General features: G+C 41.5%; 19 protein-coding genes. 10 read left to right on the plus strand and 9 right to left on the minus strand.

What is annotated here, in order from left to right; genetic code table 11:
- Position 1: 1 nt before the first annotated feature.
- The 3 genes from A3217_RS04655 to typA all read left to right on the plus strand — a co-directional run bounded on the left by A3217_RS04655 (position 2) and on the right by typA (position 2,872).
- Positions 2-481, plus strand: a complete 480-nt coding sequence (locus A3217_RS04655; protein WP_066388521.1) for a hypothetical protein — start codon at positions 2-4, stop codon at positions 479-481.
- A complete protein-coding gene (locus A3217_RS04660; RefSeq protein ID WP_066388523.1) occupies positions 462-929 on the plus strand; it encodes a class I SAM-dependent methyltransferase in 468 nt (155 codons plus the stop codon). Before A3217_RS04655 ends, A3217_RS04660 begins: the two co-directional genes overlap by 20 nt.
- A gap of 143 nt (positions 930-1,072) precedes the next feature.
- Positions 1,073-2,872, plus strand: a complete 1,800-nt coding sequence (typA, locus tag A3217_RS04665) for a translational GTPase TypA (RefSeq protein ID WP_066388525.1) — start codon at positions 1,073-1,075, stop codon at positions 2,870-2,872.
- A gap of 349 nt (positions 2,873-3,221) precedes the next feature.
- Here the strand turns inward: typA and A3217_RS04670 are convergent, their stop codons facing one another.
- From A3217_RS04670 to A3217_RS04690, 5 genes are all read right to left on the minus strand, one after another.
- Positions 3,222-3,971: a fumarate reductase iron-sulfur subunit gene (locus A3217_RS04670; RefSeq protein WP_066388526.1), complete on the minus strand. Its 750-nt coding sequence runs from the start codon at positions 3,969-3,971 to the stop codon at positions 3,222-3,224.
- Positions 3,971-5,953, minus strand: coding sequence for a fumarate reductase flavoprotein subunit (locus A3217_RS04675; RefSeq protein WP_066388532.1), 1,983 nt, complete (start codon positions 5,951-5,953; stop codon positions 3,971-3,973). The genes A3217_RS04670 and A3217_RS04675 overlap by 1 nt, the downstream gene beginning before the upstream one ends.
- Positions 5,954-6,721, minus strand: a complete 768-nt coding sequence (locus tag A3217_RS04680) for a fumarate reductase cytochrome b subunit (protein ID WP_066388533.1) — start codon at positions 6,719-6,721, stop codon at positions 5,954-5,956.
- A 215-nt stretch (positions 6,722-6,936) separates the two neighbouring features.
- Positions 6,937-8,646 carry an ABC transporter ATP-binding protein gene (locus A3217_RS04685; protein WP_066388534.1) on the minus strand — a complete coding sequence of 570 codons (1,710 nt, stop codon included), beginning with the start codon at positions 8,644-8,646 and terminating at the stop codon, positions 6,937-6,939.
- A 22-nt stretch (positions 8,647-8,668) separates the two neighbouring features.
- Positions 8,669-8,869, minus strand: a complete 201-nt coding sequence (locus A3217_RS04690) for a heavy-metal-associated domain-containing protein (RefSeq protein WP_066388535.1) — start codon at positions 8,867-8,869, stop codon at positions 8,669-8,671.
- A 160-nt stretch (positions 8,870-9,029) separates the two neighbouring features.
- Between A3217_RS04690 and rpmE the strand changes: the two genes are divergently transcribed.
- From rpmE to A3217_RS04725, 7 genes are read left to right on the plus strand one after another with little or no spacing between them, the layout of a single operon-like run.
- On the plus strand, positions 9,030-9,233 hold the full coding sequence (rpmE, locus tag A3217_RS04695) for a 50S ribosomal protein L31 (protein WP_066388536.1): 204 nt from the start codon (positions 9,030-9,032) through the stop codon (positions 9,231-9,233).
- 13 nt (positions 9,234-9,246) lie between these two features.
- Positions 9,247-10,185, plus strand: a complete 939-nt coding sequence (rsmI, locus tag A3217_RS04700; protein WP_066388537.1) for a 16S rRNA (cytidine(1402)-2'-O)-methyltransferase — start codon at positions 9,247-9,249, stop codon at positions 10,183-10,185.
- Positions 10,182-11,009: a TrmH family RNA methyltransferase gene (locus tag A3217_RS04705; protein ID WP_066388539.1), complete on the plus strand. Its 828-nt coding sequence runs from the start codon at positions 10,182-10,184 to the stop codon at positions 11,007-11,009. The genes rsmI and A3217_RS04705 overlap by 4 nt, the downstream gene beginning before the upstream one ends.
- A gap of 4 nt (positions 11,010-11,013) precedes the next feature.
- Positions 11,014-12,090, plus strand: a complete 1,077-nt coding sequence (locus tag A3217_RS04710) for a hypothetical protein (protein ID WP_066388541.1) — start codon at positions 11,014-11,016, stop codon at positions 12,088-12,090.
- Between the two features lie 3 nt (positions 12,091-12,093).
- On the plus strand, positions 12,094-12,903 hold the full coding sequence (locus A3217_RS04715) for a hypothetical protein (protein ID WP_066388543.1): 810 nt from the start codon (positions 12,094-12,096) through the stop codon (positions 12,901-12,903).
- 26 nt (positions 12,904-12,929) lie between these two features.
- Positions 12,930-14,147, plus strand: a complete 1,218-nt coding sequence (locus A3217_RS04720; RefSeq protein ID WP_066388545.1) for an LL-diaminopimelate aminotransferase — start codon at positions 12,930-12,932, stop codon at positions 14,145-14,147.
- On the plus strand, positions 14,144-15,424 hold the full coding sequence (locus A3217_RS04725; RefSeq protein ID WP_066388546.1) for a homoserine dehydrogenase: 1,281 nt from the start codon (positions 14,144-14,146) through the stop codon (positions 15,422-15,424). The genes A3217_RS04720 and A3217_RS04725 overlap by 4 nt, the downstream gene beginning before the upstream one ends.
- Before the next feature lie 28 nt (positions 15,425-15,452).
- On the opposite strand, the gene yedF is transcribed toward A3217_RS04725, so the two are convergent.
- The 4 genes from yedF to nhaA all read right to left on the minus strand — a co-directional run bounded on the left by yedF (position 15,453) and on the right by nhaA (position 19,341).
- The gene (gene yedF, locus A3217_RS04730; RefSeq protein ID WP_066388547.1) at positions 15,453-16,073 is read right to left on the minus strand and encodes a sulfurtransferase-like selenium metabolism protein YedF; all 621 of its coding nucleotides are present in this window, start codon (positions 16,071-16,073) and stop codon (positions 15,453-15,455) included.
- A gap of 86 nt (positions 16,074-16,159) precedes the next feature.
- Positions 16,160-17,107 (minus strand): thiamine-phosphate kinase, encoded by a 948-nt coding sequence (locus tag A3217_RS04735; RefSeq protein WP_156471853.1) that lies wholly within the window; start codon positions 17,105-17,107, stop codon positions 16,160-16,162.
- A gap of 2 nt (positions 17,108-17,109) precedes the next feature.
- Positions 17,110-17,961, minus strand: a complete 852-nt coding sequence (nadC, locus tag A3217_RS04740; protein WP_066388549.1) for a carboxylating nicotinate-nucleotide diphosphorylase — start codon at positions 17,959-17,961, stop codon at positions 17,110-17,112.
- Between the two features lie 18 nt (positions 17,962-17,979).
- Positions 17,980-19,341: a sodium/proton antiporter NhaA gene (gene nhaA / locus A3217_RS04745; RefSeq protein WP_197456874.1), complete on the minus strand. Its 1,362-nt coding sequence runs from the start codon at positions 19,339-19,341 to the stop codon at positions 17,980-17,982.
- Positions 19,342-19,358 lie beyond the last annotated feature (17 nt).

Raw genomic sequence — 19,358 nt, forward strand, 5'->3', positions numbered from 1 at the left:
TATGTATCTCAAAGAAAAATTCCGCTCAAAAATCCGTCCATTTTATTACGCGCTAGTGCGTTACCCAATGCGCAAGCTTCAGCAAATATTTGGACCAAATGACTTTGTCCCAAGTGGGCATTTCTACTCGCCTATTCCTTCAAAAACTGATACATTGCAAAGCATCAAAAATCGTAAGCTAGAGCCAAGTGAGATATTAGGCATTGATTTATGTGTGGATTCCCAACTTGCGCTCTTAGAAGAATTTAAAAATTATTATCCACAAATGCCATTTGATTTGGAAGGAAAAAATGGCTTGCGCTACTATCTTTGGAATGGCTACTATGGTTTTGGAGATGGAGCAGTTTTATATTCTATGTTGCGCAAACTTACACCAAAACGAATTATTGAGGTAGGTAGCGGTTTCACATCTGCGCTTATGCACGATGTCAATGAAATATTTTTTGCTTCTAAGGAAGGTAATGAGGGGGGGGGGCAATAAAATACAAATAACACATATTGAACCTTATCCATCGCGACTTCTCTCACTTCTTAGACCGCACGAACGAAAAAATATCACACTCTATGCCAAAGGCTTACAAGAAATCCCACTTTCTCTTTTTGAAAGCTTAGAATCTGGAGATGTTCTCTTTGTGGATTCTTCACATGTATGCAAGGCAAATTCTGATGTAAATTTATTATTTTTTGAAATTTTACCGCGATTGCAAAATGGCGTATATATTCACTTTCACGATATTATCTATCCTTTTGATTATCCTAAAGAATGGCTTTTAGAGCGTAGAGGGTGGAATGAAGCCTATATGTTGAGGACATTTTTAGAGTTTAATCCAAATTTTAAGATAGTATTTTTCTCTTCAATGCTTGGTATGCTCTACCCTCAAAAACTCATAGATTCTCTCCCCCATTGCCAAAACCTATTCTGGGAGTAGTTTTTGGATGCAAAAAGTGCGCTAATTGAGGATTTTATGTGGAATACAGAATCTTAACAAGCTGGAAAAGCAAAATCAAATCTTAAGCTTAAGGATTCTATAATTGCGACCTTTTTGTTAAATTTCACATTAAAGAGAAACCTATGCAAAATATTCGTAATATCGCTGTAATCGCCCATGTTGATCACGGCAAAACAACCTTAGTAGATGGATTATTACACCAATCTGGCACATTTAGCCAGAGAGAGCAAATTGATGAGCGGGTTATGGATTCTAACGACTTGGAGAGGGAGCGGGGTATCACCATACTTTCTAAAAACACAGCTATAAATTATAAGGGAACAAAAATTAACATTATCGACACTCCCGGACACGCAGACTTCGGTGGGGAGGTCGAGCGCGTGCTTAAAATGGTCGATGGGGTGTTATTGCTTGTTGATGCACAAGAAGGCGTAATGCCACAGACAAAATTTGTCGTCAAAAAAGCTCTTAGCTTTGGAATCCGCCCAATTGTCGTGGTAAATAAAATCGATAAACCTGCCGCTACGCCAGACAAAGTCGTCGATGAAGTGTTTGATTTGTTTGTAGCGATGGGGGCGAGCGATTTTCAGCTAGATTTCCCCGTAGTTTATGCCGCAGCACGTGATGGCTATGCGATAAAAGAATTAGGAGATGAAAAAAAAGACCTTGAGCCGCTTTTTGAGGCGATTTTGGAGTTTGTCCCAGCCCCTAGCGGTAGCTCTGATAATCCATTGCAAATGCAAATTTTCACATTAGATTATGATAACTATGTGGGCAAAATTGGCATTGCGCGCGTTTTTAATGGTGTGGTAAAAAAGGGCGCAAATGTAATGCTAGCAAAAGGTGATGGTGAAAAAGAGACGGGGCGCATTACCAAGCTTATAGGATTTTTAGGGCTTGCGCGCACAGAGATAGAATCTGCAGAGGCAGGTGATATTGTAGCAATTGCCGGATTTAACGCTATTGATGTGGGAGATTCTGTGGTTGATCCTGCTAATCCTATGCCACTTGACCCAATGCACTTAGAAGAGCCCACAATGAGCGTGTATTTTGCGGTAAATGACAGCCCGCTAGCGGGGTTAGAGGGCAAACATGTAACGGCGAATAAAATCAAAGATAGACTTTTAAAAGAAATGCAGACTAATATTGCTATGCGCTGTGAGGAAATGGGTGAGGGGAAATTCCGCGTTTCAGGGCGCGGAGAGCTGCAAATCACTATCTTGGCTGAAAATCTGCGACGCGAAGGCTTTGAGTTTAGCATATCTCGCCCAGAAGTGATTATTAAAGAAATCGATGGCGTGAAATGTGAGCCCTTTGAACATCTAGTGATTGATACACCTCAAGATTTTAGTGGGAGCATTATCGAGAGATTAGGCAAGCGCAAGGCTGAAATGAAAGCGATGAACCCAATGAATGATGGTTATACGCGTTTGGAGTTTGAAATCCCTGCGCGAGGGCTGATTGGCTATCGTAGCGAGTTTTTGACCGATACTAAGGGTGAGGGTATTATGAATCATAGCTTTTTAGAATTTCGCCCTTATAGCGGGAATGTGGAGTCGCGCAAAAATGGCGCTCTTATCTCTATGGAAAATGGCGAGACGACAGGATTCTCACTTTTTAATATCCAAGAACGTGGTGTGCTGTTTGTAGGAGCACAAACTAAGGTGTATGTGGGAATGGTGATAGGCGAACATAGTCGCGATAATGACCTGGACGTCAATCCTGTAAAAAGCAAACATTTAACAAATATGCGCGCTAGTGGAAGTGATGAAGCAATCAAGCTTACGCCACCGCGAGACTTGACGCTGGAGCGCGCATTAGAGTGGATAGAAGATGATGAGATTCTAGAGATAACACCGCAAAACATCAGAATCCGCAAAAAAATCCTAGAACCAAATCAGAGAAAGAGGGCAAAGAAATAATATGAGATTTTAAAAAGTCCAACCACAGAATTTTAAGCTCTCATCAATTAGAAAAGATAAAATAGAAAGCAAAGTGGAGCTTGCAAGGGACATTGGCTCTTTGCAAGCGCTAAATTAACAAAATAAAATCTTTTACGCTAAAATAACACGGAATATTACCAACTCTCTGTATCACTCCAATTAAATAGCATCTCAATTAAAAAGTTTGGTATGTTTGCAAAAAAAATAAAGCGCAAAAAAAGAAGTACATAAAAAACTAGAGCGAGATAAAAGCGTGTTGTCTGCGTGAAAGCAACTAAAAAAGAGAATAGAATCCCAAAGCATAAGCTTTAGGATTCTATAAAACAAATTACTTACTCATACCCACCGCTACCATTTTACGGCGCAAATAAGCGATTTTGCTTTGTAATGGCAACTCTTTTGGACACACATCGTGGCAAGCAATAAGACTCATACAGCCAAATACACCATTATCATTACCCACAAGCTCATAAAAATCCTCGTTTGTGCGCTCATCGTGTGGGTCAATCATAAAGCGCATCACCCTATTCATACCCGCAGCGCCGATGAAATCTTCGCGCATTACCTTTGTCGCACAGCTAGCGATACAGCAACCACACTCGATACATCTATCAAGCTCAAAGACTTCTTGCGCGACTTCAGGCTCAATTGGCTCTTCAATTTTTGCAATATCCACTTCTTTTTGAGAATGTATCCAGCCTTCCACACGCTTTGTCATACCTTCAAACCACACGCCTGTATTAACACTTAAATCTTTAATAAGTTTAAATGCTGGCAAAGGCAAAAGCGTAATCACATCAGGCAAATCTTTTGTAAGTGTGCGGCAAGCAAGGCGCGGACGCCCATTAATCATCATTCCACAACTTCCACAAATCCCAGCGCGACATACAAAGTCAAAGCTCAAATCCGGATCTTGATGTTCCCTAATCATATTTAGCGCGATAAAAATCGTCATAGAGTGTGCCTCTTGGATTTTATATTCACGGAAATGTGGCTTTGAAACTGCGCTTTGTGGATCAAATTTCAGTGCCCTAATGGTCAGAATCCTTCCTTTTTCTTGTTGTTGTGTTGCACTCATTATTTATCTCCTAATCGTTGATTTCTTGCCTTAAAGCACGCTTGCAGTTCGAAAGGCATAAGAGCTTCTTGCAAGGCATATCTATCGCCACCTTTTTCTTGGATAGCGCTTGTAATTTGCTCGATTTCAGCTTGACGCAAAGCACTTTGCGGATGCTCGATAATCATTCCCTTTGCACCATAACCTCTAAAGCCCGGAGCAATTTCCATTTTTGCAATATTAAGCTCCTCATAAGTCACCGTTGGCAAAGTCTGATTTGGGTCTTCCCACGAAGTAAGTGTGCGCTTGAGCCAATTTAAATCATCACGTTTTGGGAAATCCTCGCGTGTATGCGCACCCCTAGATTCTGTCCTTTGCAACGCACCAAGTGCAACACAAAGCGCGATTTTTAGCATTTTTGGCACGCGGTAGGCGTCTTCTAGCTCTGGATTATCGTGGAGCTTTTTATTTTTAACTTGAATATTTTTACTGCGTTTATACAACTCTTCTAAGCGTTTCACCGCATCTTCTAAGCCCTTTCCATCACGGAAAATCCCCACGTCTTCTTCCATAATCCCTTTCATCGCATTTTTTAACACATACACATCTTCACTGCCCGAGTTATTAAGGAGGCTTGCGAGATAATCATTTTGTTTTTTAACAAAAGATTCTATTGTGGCTGTGTTAATATCAGTTTCCGTGCTCTCGCAATATTGCGCGAAATAATCCCCAATAATCATACCGCTCACAACCGCTTCACTCACAGAGTTTCCACCAAGTCTATTAAATCCATGCAAATCCCAGCATGCAGCCTCACCTGCAGCAAAAAGCCCTTGCAGATAACTATGTCCTTGATAATTTGTGCGGATTCCGCCCATTGAGTAGTGTTGCATCGGTTTTACCGGTGCCCAGCCTTTCCTGCCCTCATCTGCTGGATCAATGCCTGCGAAAACCTTACAAATATCTTGCACATCGCGCAAATTGCGCTCGATATGCTCACGCCCAAGAATTGAAATATCAAGCCACAAATGCTCACCATAAGGTGATTTTACACCCTTGCCCTCGCGGATTCTTTGAATCATTCTACGAGAGACGACATCGCGACTTGCTAGCTCTTTTTTCTCTGGTTCATAATCTGGCATAAAGCGGTATCCATCTACATCACGTAAAATCCCGCCATCACCGCGACAACCTTCAGTTAGCAAAATCCCACTTGGGAAAAGAGGTGTTGGGTGGAATTGCACCGCTTCCATATTTCCTAACTTTGCCACGCCACTTTCCATTGCGATAGCTAGTCCTGTGCCTTCGCAAATGACGGCATTTGTGGTGTTTTTGTAGATTCTCCCATAGCCCCCTGTGGCAATCAATGTGCCTTTTGCCACATACGCGCAAAGTGAGCCATCGACTAAATCTCTTACCACCGCGCCATAGCATTTGCCATCTTTGTGAATGAGGCTTAGGGCTTCTTTTCTGTCTTGTATTTCTACGCCATTTTTATAGGCTTCATTTGCCACTGCATAAAGCATCGTATGTCCTGTGGCGTCCGCAGTGTAGCATGTGCGCCATTTTTTCGTCCCGCCAAAGTCGCGCGAGTGAATGTAGCCGTGTCGAAACTCCTCTTCAGTGATTGTGGTTTTTTGTGCGTTGATGATAGCCGTTCTATCGCCTTTTTGGATTCTCGTCCATGGCACGCCCCACGCTGCCAACTCGCGGATTGCCTTTGGGGCGGTAGTGACAAACATTCTTGCTACATCTTGATCGCAACCCCAATCGCTCCCTTTCACCGTGTCAGCGAAGTGCAAGTCTTCATTATCACCCTCACTCATTTTTGAATTTCCTAAGCTTGCTTGCATACCACCCTGTGCTGCGGCAGAGTGGCTTCTTTTCACGGGAACTAAGCTTAAAACTATGGTGCTTAAGCCTCTTTGCTTTGTGGCAATAGACGCTCTCAAGCCCGCTAATCCGCCTCCAATAATCAAGGCATCACAATATATTACTTTCATTTATGCTCCTTTCCCTCGTGTGTGCTCATCGAGAATTCTGTATTCTTGAATGCTTTTGTTTGGATCTAGGCTTAGCCCGATTTTGACATACGAGGCATAAGAGAGAACCCCAAGCGCTAAGCAAACGACAGTAACGGCAAGTTTAATCGCGCGCAAGGTTTTAATTCCTAATCCTTCAAACCAACCCCATTTAATACAAAGTCGATACAGCCCAATTGAGCCGTGCAACTCAACAGCAAAAAGCAAGAAAATAAAAAGTAGCCAAAAATCTTGATGCACGAAGCGATAAGAAGACGCGCTAGGTCCGATGTTTTCTGGCTGTGTAAGCATAATAAAGACATGTGGCATTGCAAGGAAAAATATCGCAAATCCAGTCGTCGCCTGAATCGCCCAATAAGTCGTGTCTCCGTGCTTCATCAAATCTTTATGCACGCGCAACGCCAAAAACTGCTTGTAGTTAATCGGAAACTTCCTAATCGCTAAAAATGCATGCGCCACAAGTGCGATAATAACAATTGCAACGATACACGAAACAATGATAGGTTTGCCCTCACCAAAAATAAAGCTTCCTTCAAAAAACTTCGTAATCGCATACATTGCTTCTTTTCCAAGCAAAATGCTTGAGACAAAAAGCAAATGTGCCAACATAAACACTCCCAAAAATAGCCCCGTAGCACTTTGCCAAAAATCCAGAATCGCAGGCATTCTGCTTTTCTTGCGCTCAGGCGTTACCCCTGTGTAACTCTCAATGACTTTCTCTTCGCGCATACTCCCTCCTTAAAATCTTGTATTTAAGTATGTTCTCACAAATGAACATCTTTGATTGTAGAAAGAAAATGCTTTGAAAAAGTTTGAAAGTTAATTTTTTTTTGCATTATTTAGTAAAAGTTATTTTTTTGTGTATTTTAGTTACTTTTAAGAAAGACAAGAAGCAAAAGAAGTGCTAACACACAAGAAAAAAACAATTTTCTGTGTGTTGCGCTCTATTTTTGCTTATGGATTCTCACTACTTTGCCTTGATTTATTTCAATGACATTATTTGCGAGCTCTATGGTGCTTGGGCGATGCGCGATAAGAATGATGATTTTGCCCTTGCGCGTGAGACTTATAGATTGTTTGATTAAATCTTCGGTTTGAGAATCTAGCGCGCTTGTGACTTCATCTAAGATTAAAATATCTGGGTTGCGATATAACGCGCGCGCGATAGCTATTCTTTGACGCTGTCCGCCACTTAGATTTGTGCCAAATTCATCAAGCATCGTGTGGATTCCCTGTGGCATTTGCTTGACAAAATCATACATCTGCGCACTTTTGAGTGCCTCTATCACTTTAGCTTCATCTAGCTCCAACCCATAGGCGACATTTTTTGCAATGGTGTCGTTGAAAATAAAGATTCTCTGCGTGACAATGGCGATATTTTCGCGCAGGCTTTGCTGTGTGTAGTTTTTGATATTTTCATTATTAATAAGCACTTCGCCATTTTGGCAATCATACAAACGCAAGATAAGATTTACCAAAGTGCTTTTTCCACTGCCAGATTTTCCCACCAACGCACTTACTTCATCACGCTTGAAAGTAAGGCTTACGCTTTTTAGCGCATGTGCTTGCTCTTCGTAGCTAAAGCTCGCATTTTTCAACTCAATAGTCTCTATTGGTTTTTTTAGTTGCAACGCTCCATCAGTTATATTTGGTTCTCTGTTTAGCACCTCAAAGATTCTATCGCTTGCCACAAGTGCGCTCTGCATACCACCCCAAAGATTAACAAGGCGCTTTAATGGTGTGAAAATCATCACCAGCGCACCTGCAAAAGAGGCAAATTCTTCAGCACTAAATTTCCCCGCATTAATGTCAATTGTGGCGATATACACAATGCTTGCAAGGGCAAGCGCGCCTAAAAACTCCATTAAAGGCGTAGTGAGCTCGCCCACGCGCACGGCTTTCATACTCACCTTTAAAAACTGCTTGTTTTGGTTTGAGAAATGCTCCACTTCAAGCTTTTCACCATTGCTTGCTTTGATAATTTCTACATTATTAAAAATCTCTGTGAGCTTGGAGGTAATATCCGCGTTTTTTTCCTGCAAATTGCGCGCGTATTTTTTCATCTTGCGGATAATCATATTTATAGGGATAATGGCCAAAGGCATCACAATAAGCCCGATAACCGCAAGCTTTGGACTTTGATAAAATACCACAAAAATAAGCCCCGCAATCGTGGTAATCTCTCTAATGATATCGGTTATGTAGTTTGAAACCGCACTGCGGATAATCCCAATATCATTGGTGATACGGCTCATCAGCTCACCACCGCGCATTTTGTTAAAAAAACTTAGCTCAAGACTTAGCATATGCGTTAGCATTCTATCGCGCATTTGACGCACAATATCCTGCCCAATGAAATTCATAAAGTAGCTTTGGATATAGTTTCCCCCAGCCTTGCCCAAATACACCACCACAATCGCCACAGGCATTGCAATTGCTAAAAGATTGTTATTTGCCATAGTTTCAAAGTTAATCAATGGTACATTTTCTGGAATCTTCCCACTTAGTGAGCCAAGCAATGGCTCTATCAAATACGCAATGCCAGCCGTGCAAGCAGCCGTTAGCAATGTCCCGCACAGCGCGATAAAAAAAGACACCTTATGCCCGCGCATATAGGGCAAATAGCGTTGAAAAAAATGTATAAGGACTTTCATAGATTCTCTAAATCTTTCAACCCTATTTCACATCAAAACCAGAATCTAAAATCGCTTCTTTAATTTGCCCCCCATCTGCTGGAAGCTCATAATCAACTTCCACACTATGCGCACTTAAATTAACTTGGACTCTCTGTATTCCTTCAATTTCACCCACAAATTTTTCAATCTTATCAACGCATTTTTGGCAACGCATACCTTCAACTTGAAATATCTTTGTCATCTTGCGACTCCTTAAAAGAATTCTTTATAGTTCTCAAAAAAGTAGCGCATAGTGTAATAAAAAAACTTTAATTTTTGGCTTAAACTTTGTTTAAAATATTTTTTGTTAGAATGCGCGTTTTTTCAAAACGTTTAAAAAATACTTTTCTAAGGACACAGCAATGAAAAAAGGAATCCACCCACAATATGTTCCCTGCAAGGTTACTTGCGTAACAAGTGGCAAAGAAGTAGAAGTGCTTAGCACAAAGCCAACGCTAAGAATTGATATTTCTAGCTTTTGCCACCCATTCTACACAGGAAGCGACAAAATTGCCGATGCGACAGGTCGCGTAGAGAAATTCCGCCAAAAATACAACCTCAAATAAGCGCGCAAAATTTGTGCTAAGTCTTGTCCCTACACCCATTGGTAATTTATATGACATTACCTTGCGGGGTTTGGAGCGACTTTTTGAAGCGGAAGTGATTCTGTGTGAGGACACGCGCATAGGTAAAAAGCTCTATATGCTTTTGCAAGAGCGCGGGCTTTTTAAGATTCTCACTCAAGCGCAAACCACACAAAACAAGCATTTTCTCTCTTTTCACTCACACAATCAACAAGAATTCTTAGCCACACTTTCACAAGATTTTTTTATGCAAAAAGTTGTTTATATTAGTGACGCTGGAATGCCTTGTGTAAGCGATCCGGGTGCGGTACTTGTAAATTACTGCATAAGGCACAATATAGAATATGACATTTTGCCCGGAGCAAGCGCGCTTAACGTGGCTTTTGCTTCCAGCGGAATAGAATCTAGCAATTTTTATTTTGGCGGATTCCTACCGCACAAAAAAAATGAGCGCAAAAAAATTCTCTCATTTTACGCACGCCTTAAAATCCCCTGCATTTGGTATGAAAGCCCACACCGCTTGCTCGATACATTGCAAGACATACAAGAAATTTTGCCAAATGCCTATATTTGCGCATGCAAGGAACTTAGCAAATTGCACCAAAAACGCTATTTTGGAAATGCAAGTGAAATTATTAAAAACCTGCAAATAAGTAGCAAAATCTATGGCGAATGGGTGTTGTGCGTGCAAAATAGCGCACATTATGAAAGTGTGGAAACATTTTTACAAAGCCCTCAAGGGTTGAATGAGCGTGCAGATTCTCAAAAAGATGCGAATTTGCAATATTTATGTCCGCAACATAGTATTAGCGTTGAGGATATTTTAGCCCTTGAGCTTAGCCCAAAAGCAAAAGCAAAGCTCCTTGCAAAACTCACCCAAAAACCTATAAAGCTTTGCTATGAGGAAGTTTTATCCCACAAAGGGGCGCGATGATACTTTTTGGCAAACAACCTGTAATGTATGCGTTGCAATACCATAACAACTTGATTGAGGAAATTTTGCTCGCCAAAACCTTGCCAAAAGAGCAATTTAATGCATTAAAAAAATTTGGGAAGCCAATTTGTGTGGTGGATTCCAAAAAGGCGCAGGCACTTTCACACGGGCGCAATCATCAGGGAATCTTAGCGCGTGCAAAGGAGTTTGAACTTAGCCCTTTAAGCGCACTAAAAAACTATACGCATTTGCTCGCGCTCTGTGGAGTGAGTGATGTGGGGAATATCGGTGCAATGGTGCGTAGTGGCTATGGGCTTGGGGTAGAAGGTGTGATTATCGGGGATTGTCATTTGGCAAAAAGCGCCATTGAAGGCATTGTGCGCACGAGTGCTGGTGCGGCACTTGATATGCCATTATGTATTATTGCGCACACGCTGGAAGTGCTTAATGAACTAAAAATCGCTGGATTTACACTTATTGGCGCTGATAAAAATGGGGAAAATCTCAACACGCTTTTACAAAATCATCAAGAAATGCAACAAAATCACACACAAAGCGCGCAAATTCCACAAAAAAGCGATAAAATTACCGCTTTAAAATCTTTGGATTCTAGCATTTCAGATTCCTATAAAGCACCATTATCATCAACGCAGAGTCTGCAAAAATGGGTGCTTTTTATGGGAAGTGAAAATGAGGGCTTGCACCCAAAAATCCTCAAAAAAATGGATATGGTGTTAAGCATTCCTATGCAAAGAGACTTTAACTCGCTTAATGTCGCGCACGCAGCGGTGATTATACTAGATAGATTACTAAATAGAGGATAAGACAATGCAAAATCAGACATTAGATGAACAGCTCGCCTATCTCAGTGAAATCGGGCTTAAAGAGATTAGCAAAACAACAAAACTCACTACAAACAAAATTGATGACATCCTACAAAAACGCTTTGATAAAATCGATAAAGTCCGCGCAAAAGGCTTTATTACAATTTTAGAGCGCGAGTATAATCTCAATCTTTCAGAATGGCTTAGAGAATATATGATTTTTTTAAATAAAGAATCTGCTCCCGCACAAAACGACCCACAATCGCCAATCGCGCAAATCGACCTTAATACGCATATCAAAAATCAAGAAAAACAACAATCCACGCAATCTCAAACCACCAAACCGCTAGAAAACATCCACTCTCTCAAACTCCCAGAAAAAAAGCAAAACACCCAAAGCAAGCCACGCACACAAAAAACAAAAAAAATCACAAAAAATAATCCTCTTATTTTTGTTTTGCTGATAGCGCTCACGCTTAGCGTGGTAGGCTACTTTGCGTATCGCGTATTTTGGGATAATACAAAAGAGCAAAGACAAATTACATTTAATTCTAAAAAACCCAGCAAGCCCACTTCAAATATCGAGTTTGCCACAACACAGGAAAACACTCAACAAGAAAATGTAGATTCGCAAAAAGAATATGATGGAATCTATGTTGATTACTCTACCCTTCCAGATTCACAAGATTCTAAAAACACGCAAGATTCTATAAATTCACAGGAACTAAATTCACAAAATGCAGAAAGCTCAGCACACGCGCAAACACTCGCGCAAGATTTGCAAAACCAAGCACTCTCGCAACAACTTACTCTTATCCCAAATTCCCAGCTATGGGTTGGTATCATTGAAGTAGAAAGCCAAAAGGCAACGCATTTTAACCTCACCAAAAAGCAAGAATTTACGCTTGATAAGCCTTTAGTGTTCGTGTTTGGGCATAGCGATTTTACCTCGATTCTTGATGGTGAAAATTTCACGCATAAAACGCGTAATTTTGTGAGATTCTATTTTGATGGTAGTGAGCTTAAAGAGATAAATTACACCACTTACAAACAGCTTTGCCCCAAAGATTATTGGAATTAGCCTATGAAAAAACTTAGTTTTTTGCTTCTTATTTGCGCGTTATGTGGGCTTTTTGGCGATGCACTAGATACAAAAATTATCAATCTCATAGGAGAAAAAAACTACCAAATTAACGCAAATTTTATAAAAACTATTTTTCAAGACAGAAACTCTTATTACAATAACGGCGGGCTTAGTATGAGCAGGATTATTTCCGAGCTTAAAAATAATGGGCTTTTGCAGCTCAAATTTTCAAGTCCGCAAGAAGTGCGACTTATCTTTAACGCACGCACAAGCCCGATTTTGCTTAATCGCACAATTAATGATATTCTCGCAACGATGGGCTATTCCTACTTTAATGTCGCGCGTGCGGATTATGATTCTGGGATTTCAATGATTGAATTTAACTTCGCCACCGAGCACGCACCTGACCCTGAAGTGATTTTAAATGAACTAAGCAAGCGCGGATTAGTTGGCATTGACATTACACGCCATAGTCCGCAGAAATGGGAATATTTGCTTGAGTTGAATAATTTGCAGATTCCAAATTCTCGCGCCGTTTCACAGAATCAAGCACTCAATTTACGCGATATTTCTGGGCAATATTGGCTCAATGTCCGCACTCAAGGCAAACTACAAATCTCAAGCGCGCAAAAATGGTATCCGCGCATCGTGCTTTATGATAGAAACTTGATGATTATTAATTCTTATGTAAGCAAGGATTCTAAAAGCTCAATAAGCTTCAAAGTCCCGCGAGGCGTGAGTTTTATAATGATTACAGATTCTAATAATTCTGCTAATCTCAAAAACGGAATCTCCGTGCAGTTTGAATAGCTATATTATACAAAAGGTGGGAAACAATGTTTGATGAAATACAATTTGAAAAAATAAAGCGATTACCAAAATATGTTTTTGCTGCGATTAATGAGATAAAGCTTTCTATGCGGCAAAATGGCGAAGATGTGATTGACTTTTCTATGGGAAATCCTGATGGTGCGACACCACAACATATAATTGATAAAATGTGCGAGGCAGCAAATAAGCCAAAAAATCACGGCTATTCCGTGAGCAAGGGGATTTATAAGCTTAGGGTGGCGATTTGTGATTGGTATATGCGCGAATATGGCGTGAAGCTTGAGCCAAACACGCAGGCTTGCGTCACTATGGGAAGCAAAGAGGGCTACGCGCATTTAATACAAGCTATCACAAATCCGGGAGATACTGCTATCGTAGCCGAGCCAGCCTATCCGATACACTCTTATGCCTTTATCCTAAATGGTGCAAACGTCATTAGTTTTCCCATCAAATGGAATGAAAAAATGGAGCTTGATGAAGAGGATTATTTTGAAAAACTTCTTGCGTCCTTACAAGAATCTGCACCAAAGCCAAAATTTGTGGTCGTAGGATTCCCACATAATCCAACCACAACAATTGCTTACCTTAGCTTTTATGAGCGTCTTGTGGCGTTGGCAAAAAAAGAACGTTTTTATATCATTAGCGACATTGCATACGCAAAGCTTTGTTTTGGGGATTATAAAGCGCCTAGTATTTTACAAGTGGAGGGCGCGCAAGATGTGGCGGTGGAGTGCTACACCTTGAGCAAAACCTACAATATGGCGGGCTGGCGCATAGGCTTTGTAGTGGGGAATACAAAGATGGTAGAGGCTTTGCAAAAAATTAAGAGCTGGCTTGATTATGGAATCTACACACCAATGCAAATCGCCGCAACAATCGCGCTCAATGGCGAGCAGGAGTGTGTGAGCGAAATTTGCGCAAAATACAAAAGGCGTATGGAAGTTTTGATAGAATCTTTTAAAGCTGCTGGCTGGGAGATGGCAAAACCACAAGCGAGTATGTTTGTTTGGGCGCAGATTCCAGAATGTGCGATGGCGTTAGGAAGTATGGAATTTTCAAAGCGCCTTTTACAAGAGGCGAAAATCGCCGTAAGCCCCGGAGTTGGCTTTGGACATCACGGAGAGGGTTATGTAAGAATAGCACTCATTGAAAATGAAAACAGAATACGTCAAGCCGCAAAAAATCTCAAAGCCTTTTTGAAGCAATTGAGGGCGCAGGCGTGAAAAAACTTAATATCGGCATTATCGGCATTGGCGTTGTGGGAAGCGCTGTTGTTAGGATTTTGGAACAAAACAAAGCACTTATTAGCGCGCGCGCTGGGGTTGAATTTGTCATCAAAAAAGGCGTGGTGCGCGATTTACAAAAAGCAAAAAAGCTCGGAATCTTAGAGGAAAGCAAACTTAGCACAGACTTAGATTCTGTGCTAGAAGATAAAGAAATTGATATTGTTATCGAGCTTATGGGTGGCGTGGAGCTAGCCTATGAAGTTGCAAAAAAGGCGTTGCAAAACAACAAAGCCCTAATTACCGCAAATAAGGCAATGCTAGCCTACCACCGCTATGATTTGGCAAATATCGCAAAGGAGCTTCCCATAGGCTTTGAAGCAAGCGTGGGCGGTGGGATTCCTATTGTACGCACACTCAAAGATTCTCTTGTCTCAAATCATATCCTTGCCATTCGTGGAATCCTAAATGGCACGAGCAATTACATTTTAAGCCAAATGTTTAACCACAATAAGGATTTTGCAAGTGCATTAAAAGAGGCGCAGAATCTCGGCTACGCAGAAGCTGACCCCACTTTGGACATTAATGGAATGGACGCAGGGCACAAACTGCTTATTCTTGCCACGCTAAGTTTTGGTATTAATGCCCTGCCAGAGGATATTTTGATTGAGGGGATTGAAGGTATTACGCCTGATGATATGGAGTTTGCACGTGAGTTTGGCTATGTGATTAAACTCCTAGGAATTGCAAAGCGCGAGGGGCAATGCGTGGAATTGCGCGTAAATCCTAGCCTTATCCCAAAAAATAGTATGATTGGCAAGGTTGATGGCGTGATGAACGGCATTAGCATCGTGGGGGATTGCGTGGGGGAAAGTATGTATTATGGTGCGGGTGCTGGAGGGAATCCTACGGCTAGCTCTGTGATCGCGGATTTGATAGAAATCGCGCGCGATACGCATTCTAGTATGCTTGGATTTTCAGGCAAGTTTGATGACATGCCGCTTTTAAAGCCCATTGAAGAAATCCGCTCACGCTATTATATCCGCCTCTACACCCAAGATAAGCCCGGTGTGCTTAGCCAAATCGCGCAAATTTTGGGACAAAATAATATCTCCATCAAAGCGCTTTTACAAAAAGAACACGACACGCAAGGTGTGGCAAAGCTCCTTCTCTCTACACATACAAGCAAAGAATCTGACATTACCACCGCGCTAGATTCTCTGCAAAAGCTCCCCATTATCATTGACACACCTTACAAAATCCGCATAGAGGATTAATTTTTTAAGGTGTTGGGTGCAAAAGAAGCTACAAACTCACCACACCTTCGCTTTTTATCATAGATTCCATTGTTTCAAGCGCATTGCCTATCATTCCAACCTTTAAGCGCTCTGTCAAAGCATAATAACTCAAGCACGAGCCACAAGAATAAATCTCCACGCCTATTTTTTCAAGCTCTTTTAGCACTTCCACGATTTCATCATTCGCAATCTCGGTATTATCAGTCGTCAGTAACACACCACGATTGACAAAAATAATCTTTTGGGGCAAAACCTCAGTATTAATGAGTGATTTTAAGAGTGCATTAATAAGCATCACGCCAAGCTCACCCTCACCCACCTTATCATTGCGCACAAAAAGCACTTTTGGCGTGATTTTATTGCTAAGCTCCTTGTCTTTTGGGTCAATCTTTGCTTTGATAAGAATCATATATTGCTCGCCTTGAGAATGTCCGATTTCAAACTCATAGCCCGCTGTGCGTAAATAGCGACTAAGATTTTCCTTTGCACTTAGCGTATTGCCCAAAATCTCGTAGTTTGCGTGCTTGAGTGCTTCTTGTGTAACGCCCATCAGCGCCTTTTTCACCTTTACCACAGGTTCAGGGCAGGGCAGATTACGCACATCAATTTGAACAACATTACCACTCATCTTTTCACTCCTTTTTATCGCAAGCCTAACACTTTACAATGCGTTGTTTTGGTTTCCTAAGATTTTAGCATATTTTGCCAGAAAATTTAATGCCATTTTTTGCAATGCAAAGACACGCGCCCTCTTGTAAGCCTCCCAAGCTCTAATAGGCTTATGCGTGCGCGCTTTGCACTTTGCTTTAACGCACGCACTTTTTTGGAATCTAGTGCAAAAAGCAATTCATACTCTTCCCCACTTTGCAAACGCCATTTTTGCGCGCTTTTTTGTAATCTCACAAACTCCCTGCTCGGCGCAAATCCAAGCCTTGCACTTGTGGAAAAATTTTGCAAATCCTGCAAGATTCCATCAGAAACATCCATACACGCACAAAGCTTTGTTCCAATATGATGCATAAAGCTAGTGCGCGGTTTTGGGGCCAAAAAACGTCCCTTAGCCTTTCTCCTCTCTTGCGTGCGCAAAAGCGCTACAAGCTCTTTGTAGCTACTCCCAATGCTACAACCACCCTTTCTCACACGCTCTTGCGTGCAAAAAAGTCGCTGATTTTTTTTTGCATTTGCGCGATACAGGGGCTTAACACATATACCAAAAAGCGTAATATGAAAATCTAAATTTTTCCCAACCGCGCTATCACCGCCCAAAATTTCTATGCCAAATTCCGCGCTTATCTCCTTTATGCCCTCTATCATTTGCAAAAGTGCGCATTTTTGCATATCTTTTGGTAACACAATGCTTAAAAGCGCGCTTTTTGGGGTGGCATTTTTAGCAATAATGTCCGAGAGATTAACCAAAAATGCCTTTTTTATCGCCTGCCTTGGACTTAGCCACGCACGCTTAAAATGGATATTTTCACAAAAGCTATCCATTGTGGCGATAATTTGGTATTTTTTTGAATGTTGCGAGATGAGATTTTTAAAATCTAGCGCGTTTAAAACACACACATCATCATCTAGCGCGTTTTTTGCGCCAGCATTTTTGCGCGCACACACGCCACTTTTTTTAAGAGATTTAATAAAAATATATTCCTGACTTTGCATAGCTATTGCATTTGCAAGCTCAAATCTATCCAAGTGGCTTGATGAATAAGCGCACCGATACTTAGCGCATTCACACCACTTTTGGCATAAGTCGCAAGGTTTTGCAAAGTAAGTTTCCCACTTGCCTCAAGCAAAATATGTGAAAAATGAGAATCCCTCAAATCCGCTACCTCGCGCACGGCTTGCGCACTCATATTATCACACATCACAATATCCGCACCCGCCTCAAAGGCTTCACGTGCTTTTTGTAAATTTGGCACTTCAATTTCAATCTTACTTCCCCAAGGAAGCTTCTTACGCGCTTGAACCACAAACGCGCGCAAATCCGCAATATGTGCTAAATGCGTATCTTTAAGCATAAGTAAAGAATCTAATCCAAAACGATGATTTTGTGCGCCACCATTACGCACGGAATATTTCTCTAGCGCACGAAGCAAGGGACGCGTTTTGCGCGTATCAAGAAGCGTGATAGATAAATGAGAATCCGCAGAATCTAGCACGCGAACAAATTCTTGTGTCTTTGTGGCAATCCCGCTACTATGCGAAAGTATGTTTAAAAGCACACGCTCAATTTGCAAAATTTTTAGATAGCTTCCGTGTAGGTTTCCCAAAATCGCACCTTTTTCAAAATTTTGAGAATCTGTAAAGTAAAACTCCAAATCAACCCCTACAAGTGCGCACAGCTCGCGCACATAGCATTCACCGCTAAAAACCCCGCCCTGCTTTGCCACAATATGCGCGCAAGATTGCCTATCTTCACTCACAAGCGCAAACAAATCGCCCCTGCCTAGATCCTCGCTCAACGCTTGCTCTAAAAATTTTCGCACAAAATTTCTCTCATTTCCAAAGTCCATGCAAAATCCCTGATTGCCTTATTTTGGGCTCTTTTTTAAACTTTTCTCACCCATAAAGAATAAAAACATCGCGCCTAAAATCCCAGCCACACTTGAAGCAAGCAAAATTGAAACTTTTGCGACATTTTGAGAATCTATGCTTTCAAACGCAAGATTTGAAACAAAAATCGACATCGTAAAACCAATGCCAGCTAACATACCCGCACCAAAAATATGCGCCCAAGAGATACCCGCAGGGCGCGAGGCGATTTTACACTTTTCGCACAAAAAAGTAAAAAGCAAGATTCCCACAGGCTTGCCTATCACAAGCCCAAAAAACACACCAAGCATAATATGGTCAATCGAAAAATTCATCTCGCCTCGAATATCCACGCCCGCATTTGCAAAGGCAAAAAGAGGCATAATTAAATACGCGCAAAGTGGCTGCAATGCGTGCTCAAGGCGCATAAGTGGATTTTGCACATCAATAGAATCTCGCGCTAAAGTCCCAAGTAGCTGCACTTGCTTATGTGTGAGCAAGATATTTTTGCGCTCATTTTTTTCGATATTTTTAAAATTTTGTGGCAATTCATCAAGAAGCTTGATAAATTCTTGACTTTGCATTTTTGGCTTTACAGGGATACAAAATGCAAGCGCGACAGCCGCGATTGTAGCGTGTATCCCGCTATGATGCACGCAAAACCACAGAATCACGCCAAGCCCAAGATAAGGCGCAAGCGTGCGGATTCCGAGTTTATTAAGCGCGATAAGTGCGCCAATAACCACAATTGCGCAAAGTAGCCACACAAAATGCAAACCTTCTGGTGATGGATAAGCCGTAGCTATCACAATCACCGCGCCCAAGTCATCAGCCACCGCAAGCGTGACTAAAAAAACCTTTAACGCCATAGGCACGCGCTTGCCAAGCAATAAAATCACGCCCAAAGCAAAGGCAATGTCTGTCGCCATTGGGATTCCAAAGCCATGCCAAGAATCTGTATTGTAATTCAACCCAAAATAAATAAGCGCTGGGACGACCATACCGCCAAGCGCGCCAATAACAGGAAATGCCGCCTTTTTGAATCCGCTCAAATCCCCAAAAAGCACCTCACGCTTAATCTCCAAGCCCACCATAAGGAAAAATAACGCCATCAAAACATCATTAATCCAATCGTGCAACCTAAAGCCATAAAAATGTTCGCCAAAACTAAAGCCAAAGTTTTCGTGCCACAGCCAAAAATATGTCTCGCTTAGAAAGGAATTTGCCACAATCATCGCGCACACCGCACAAAAAAACAGCAAAATACCGCTAAAAGATTCTGCCTTAAGAAACTCTACAAAAGTTTGCGTCAAGCTCCGTTTGGTAATATCGTGCAAATATTCATCGTGTGTTGTAATCATCGTCTGCCTTATTTAAA

Source organism: Helicobacter himalayensis, assembly GCF_001602095.1.
GTDB lineage: Bacteria > Campylobacterota > Campylobacteria > Campylobacterales > Helicobacteraceae > Helicobacter_F > Helicobacter_F himalayensis.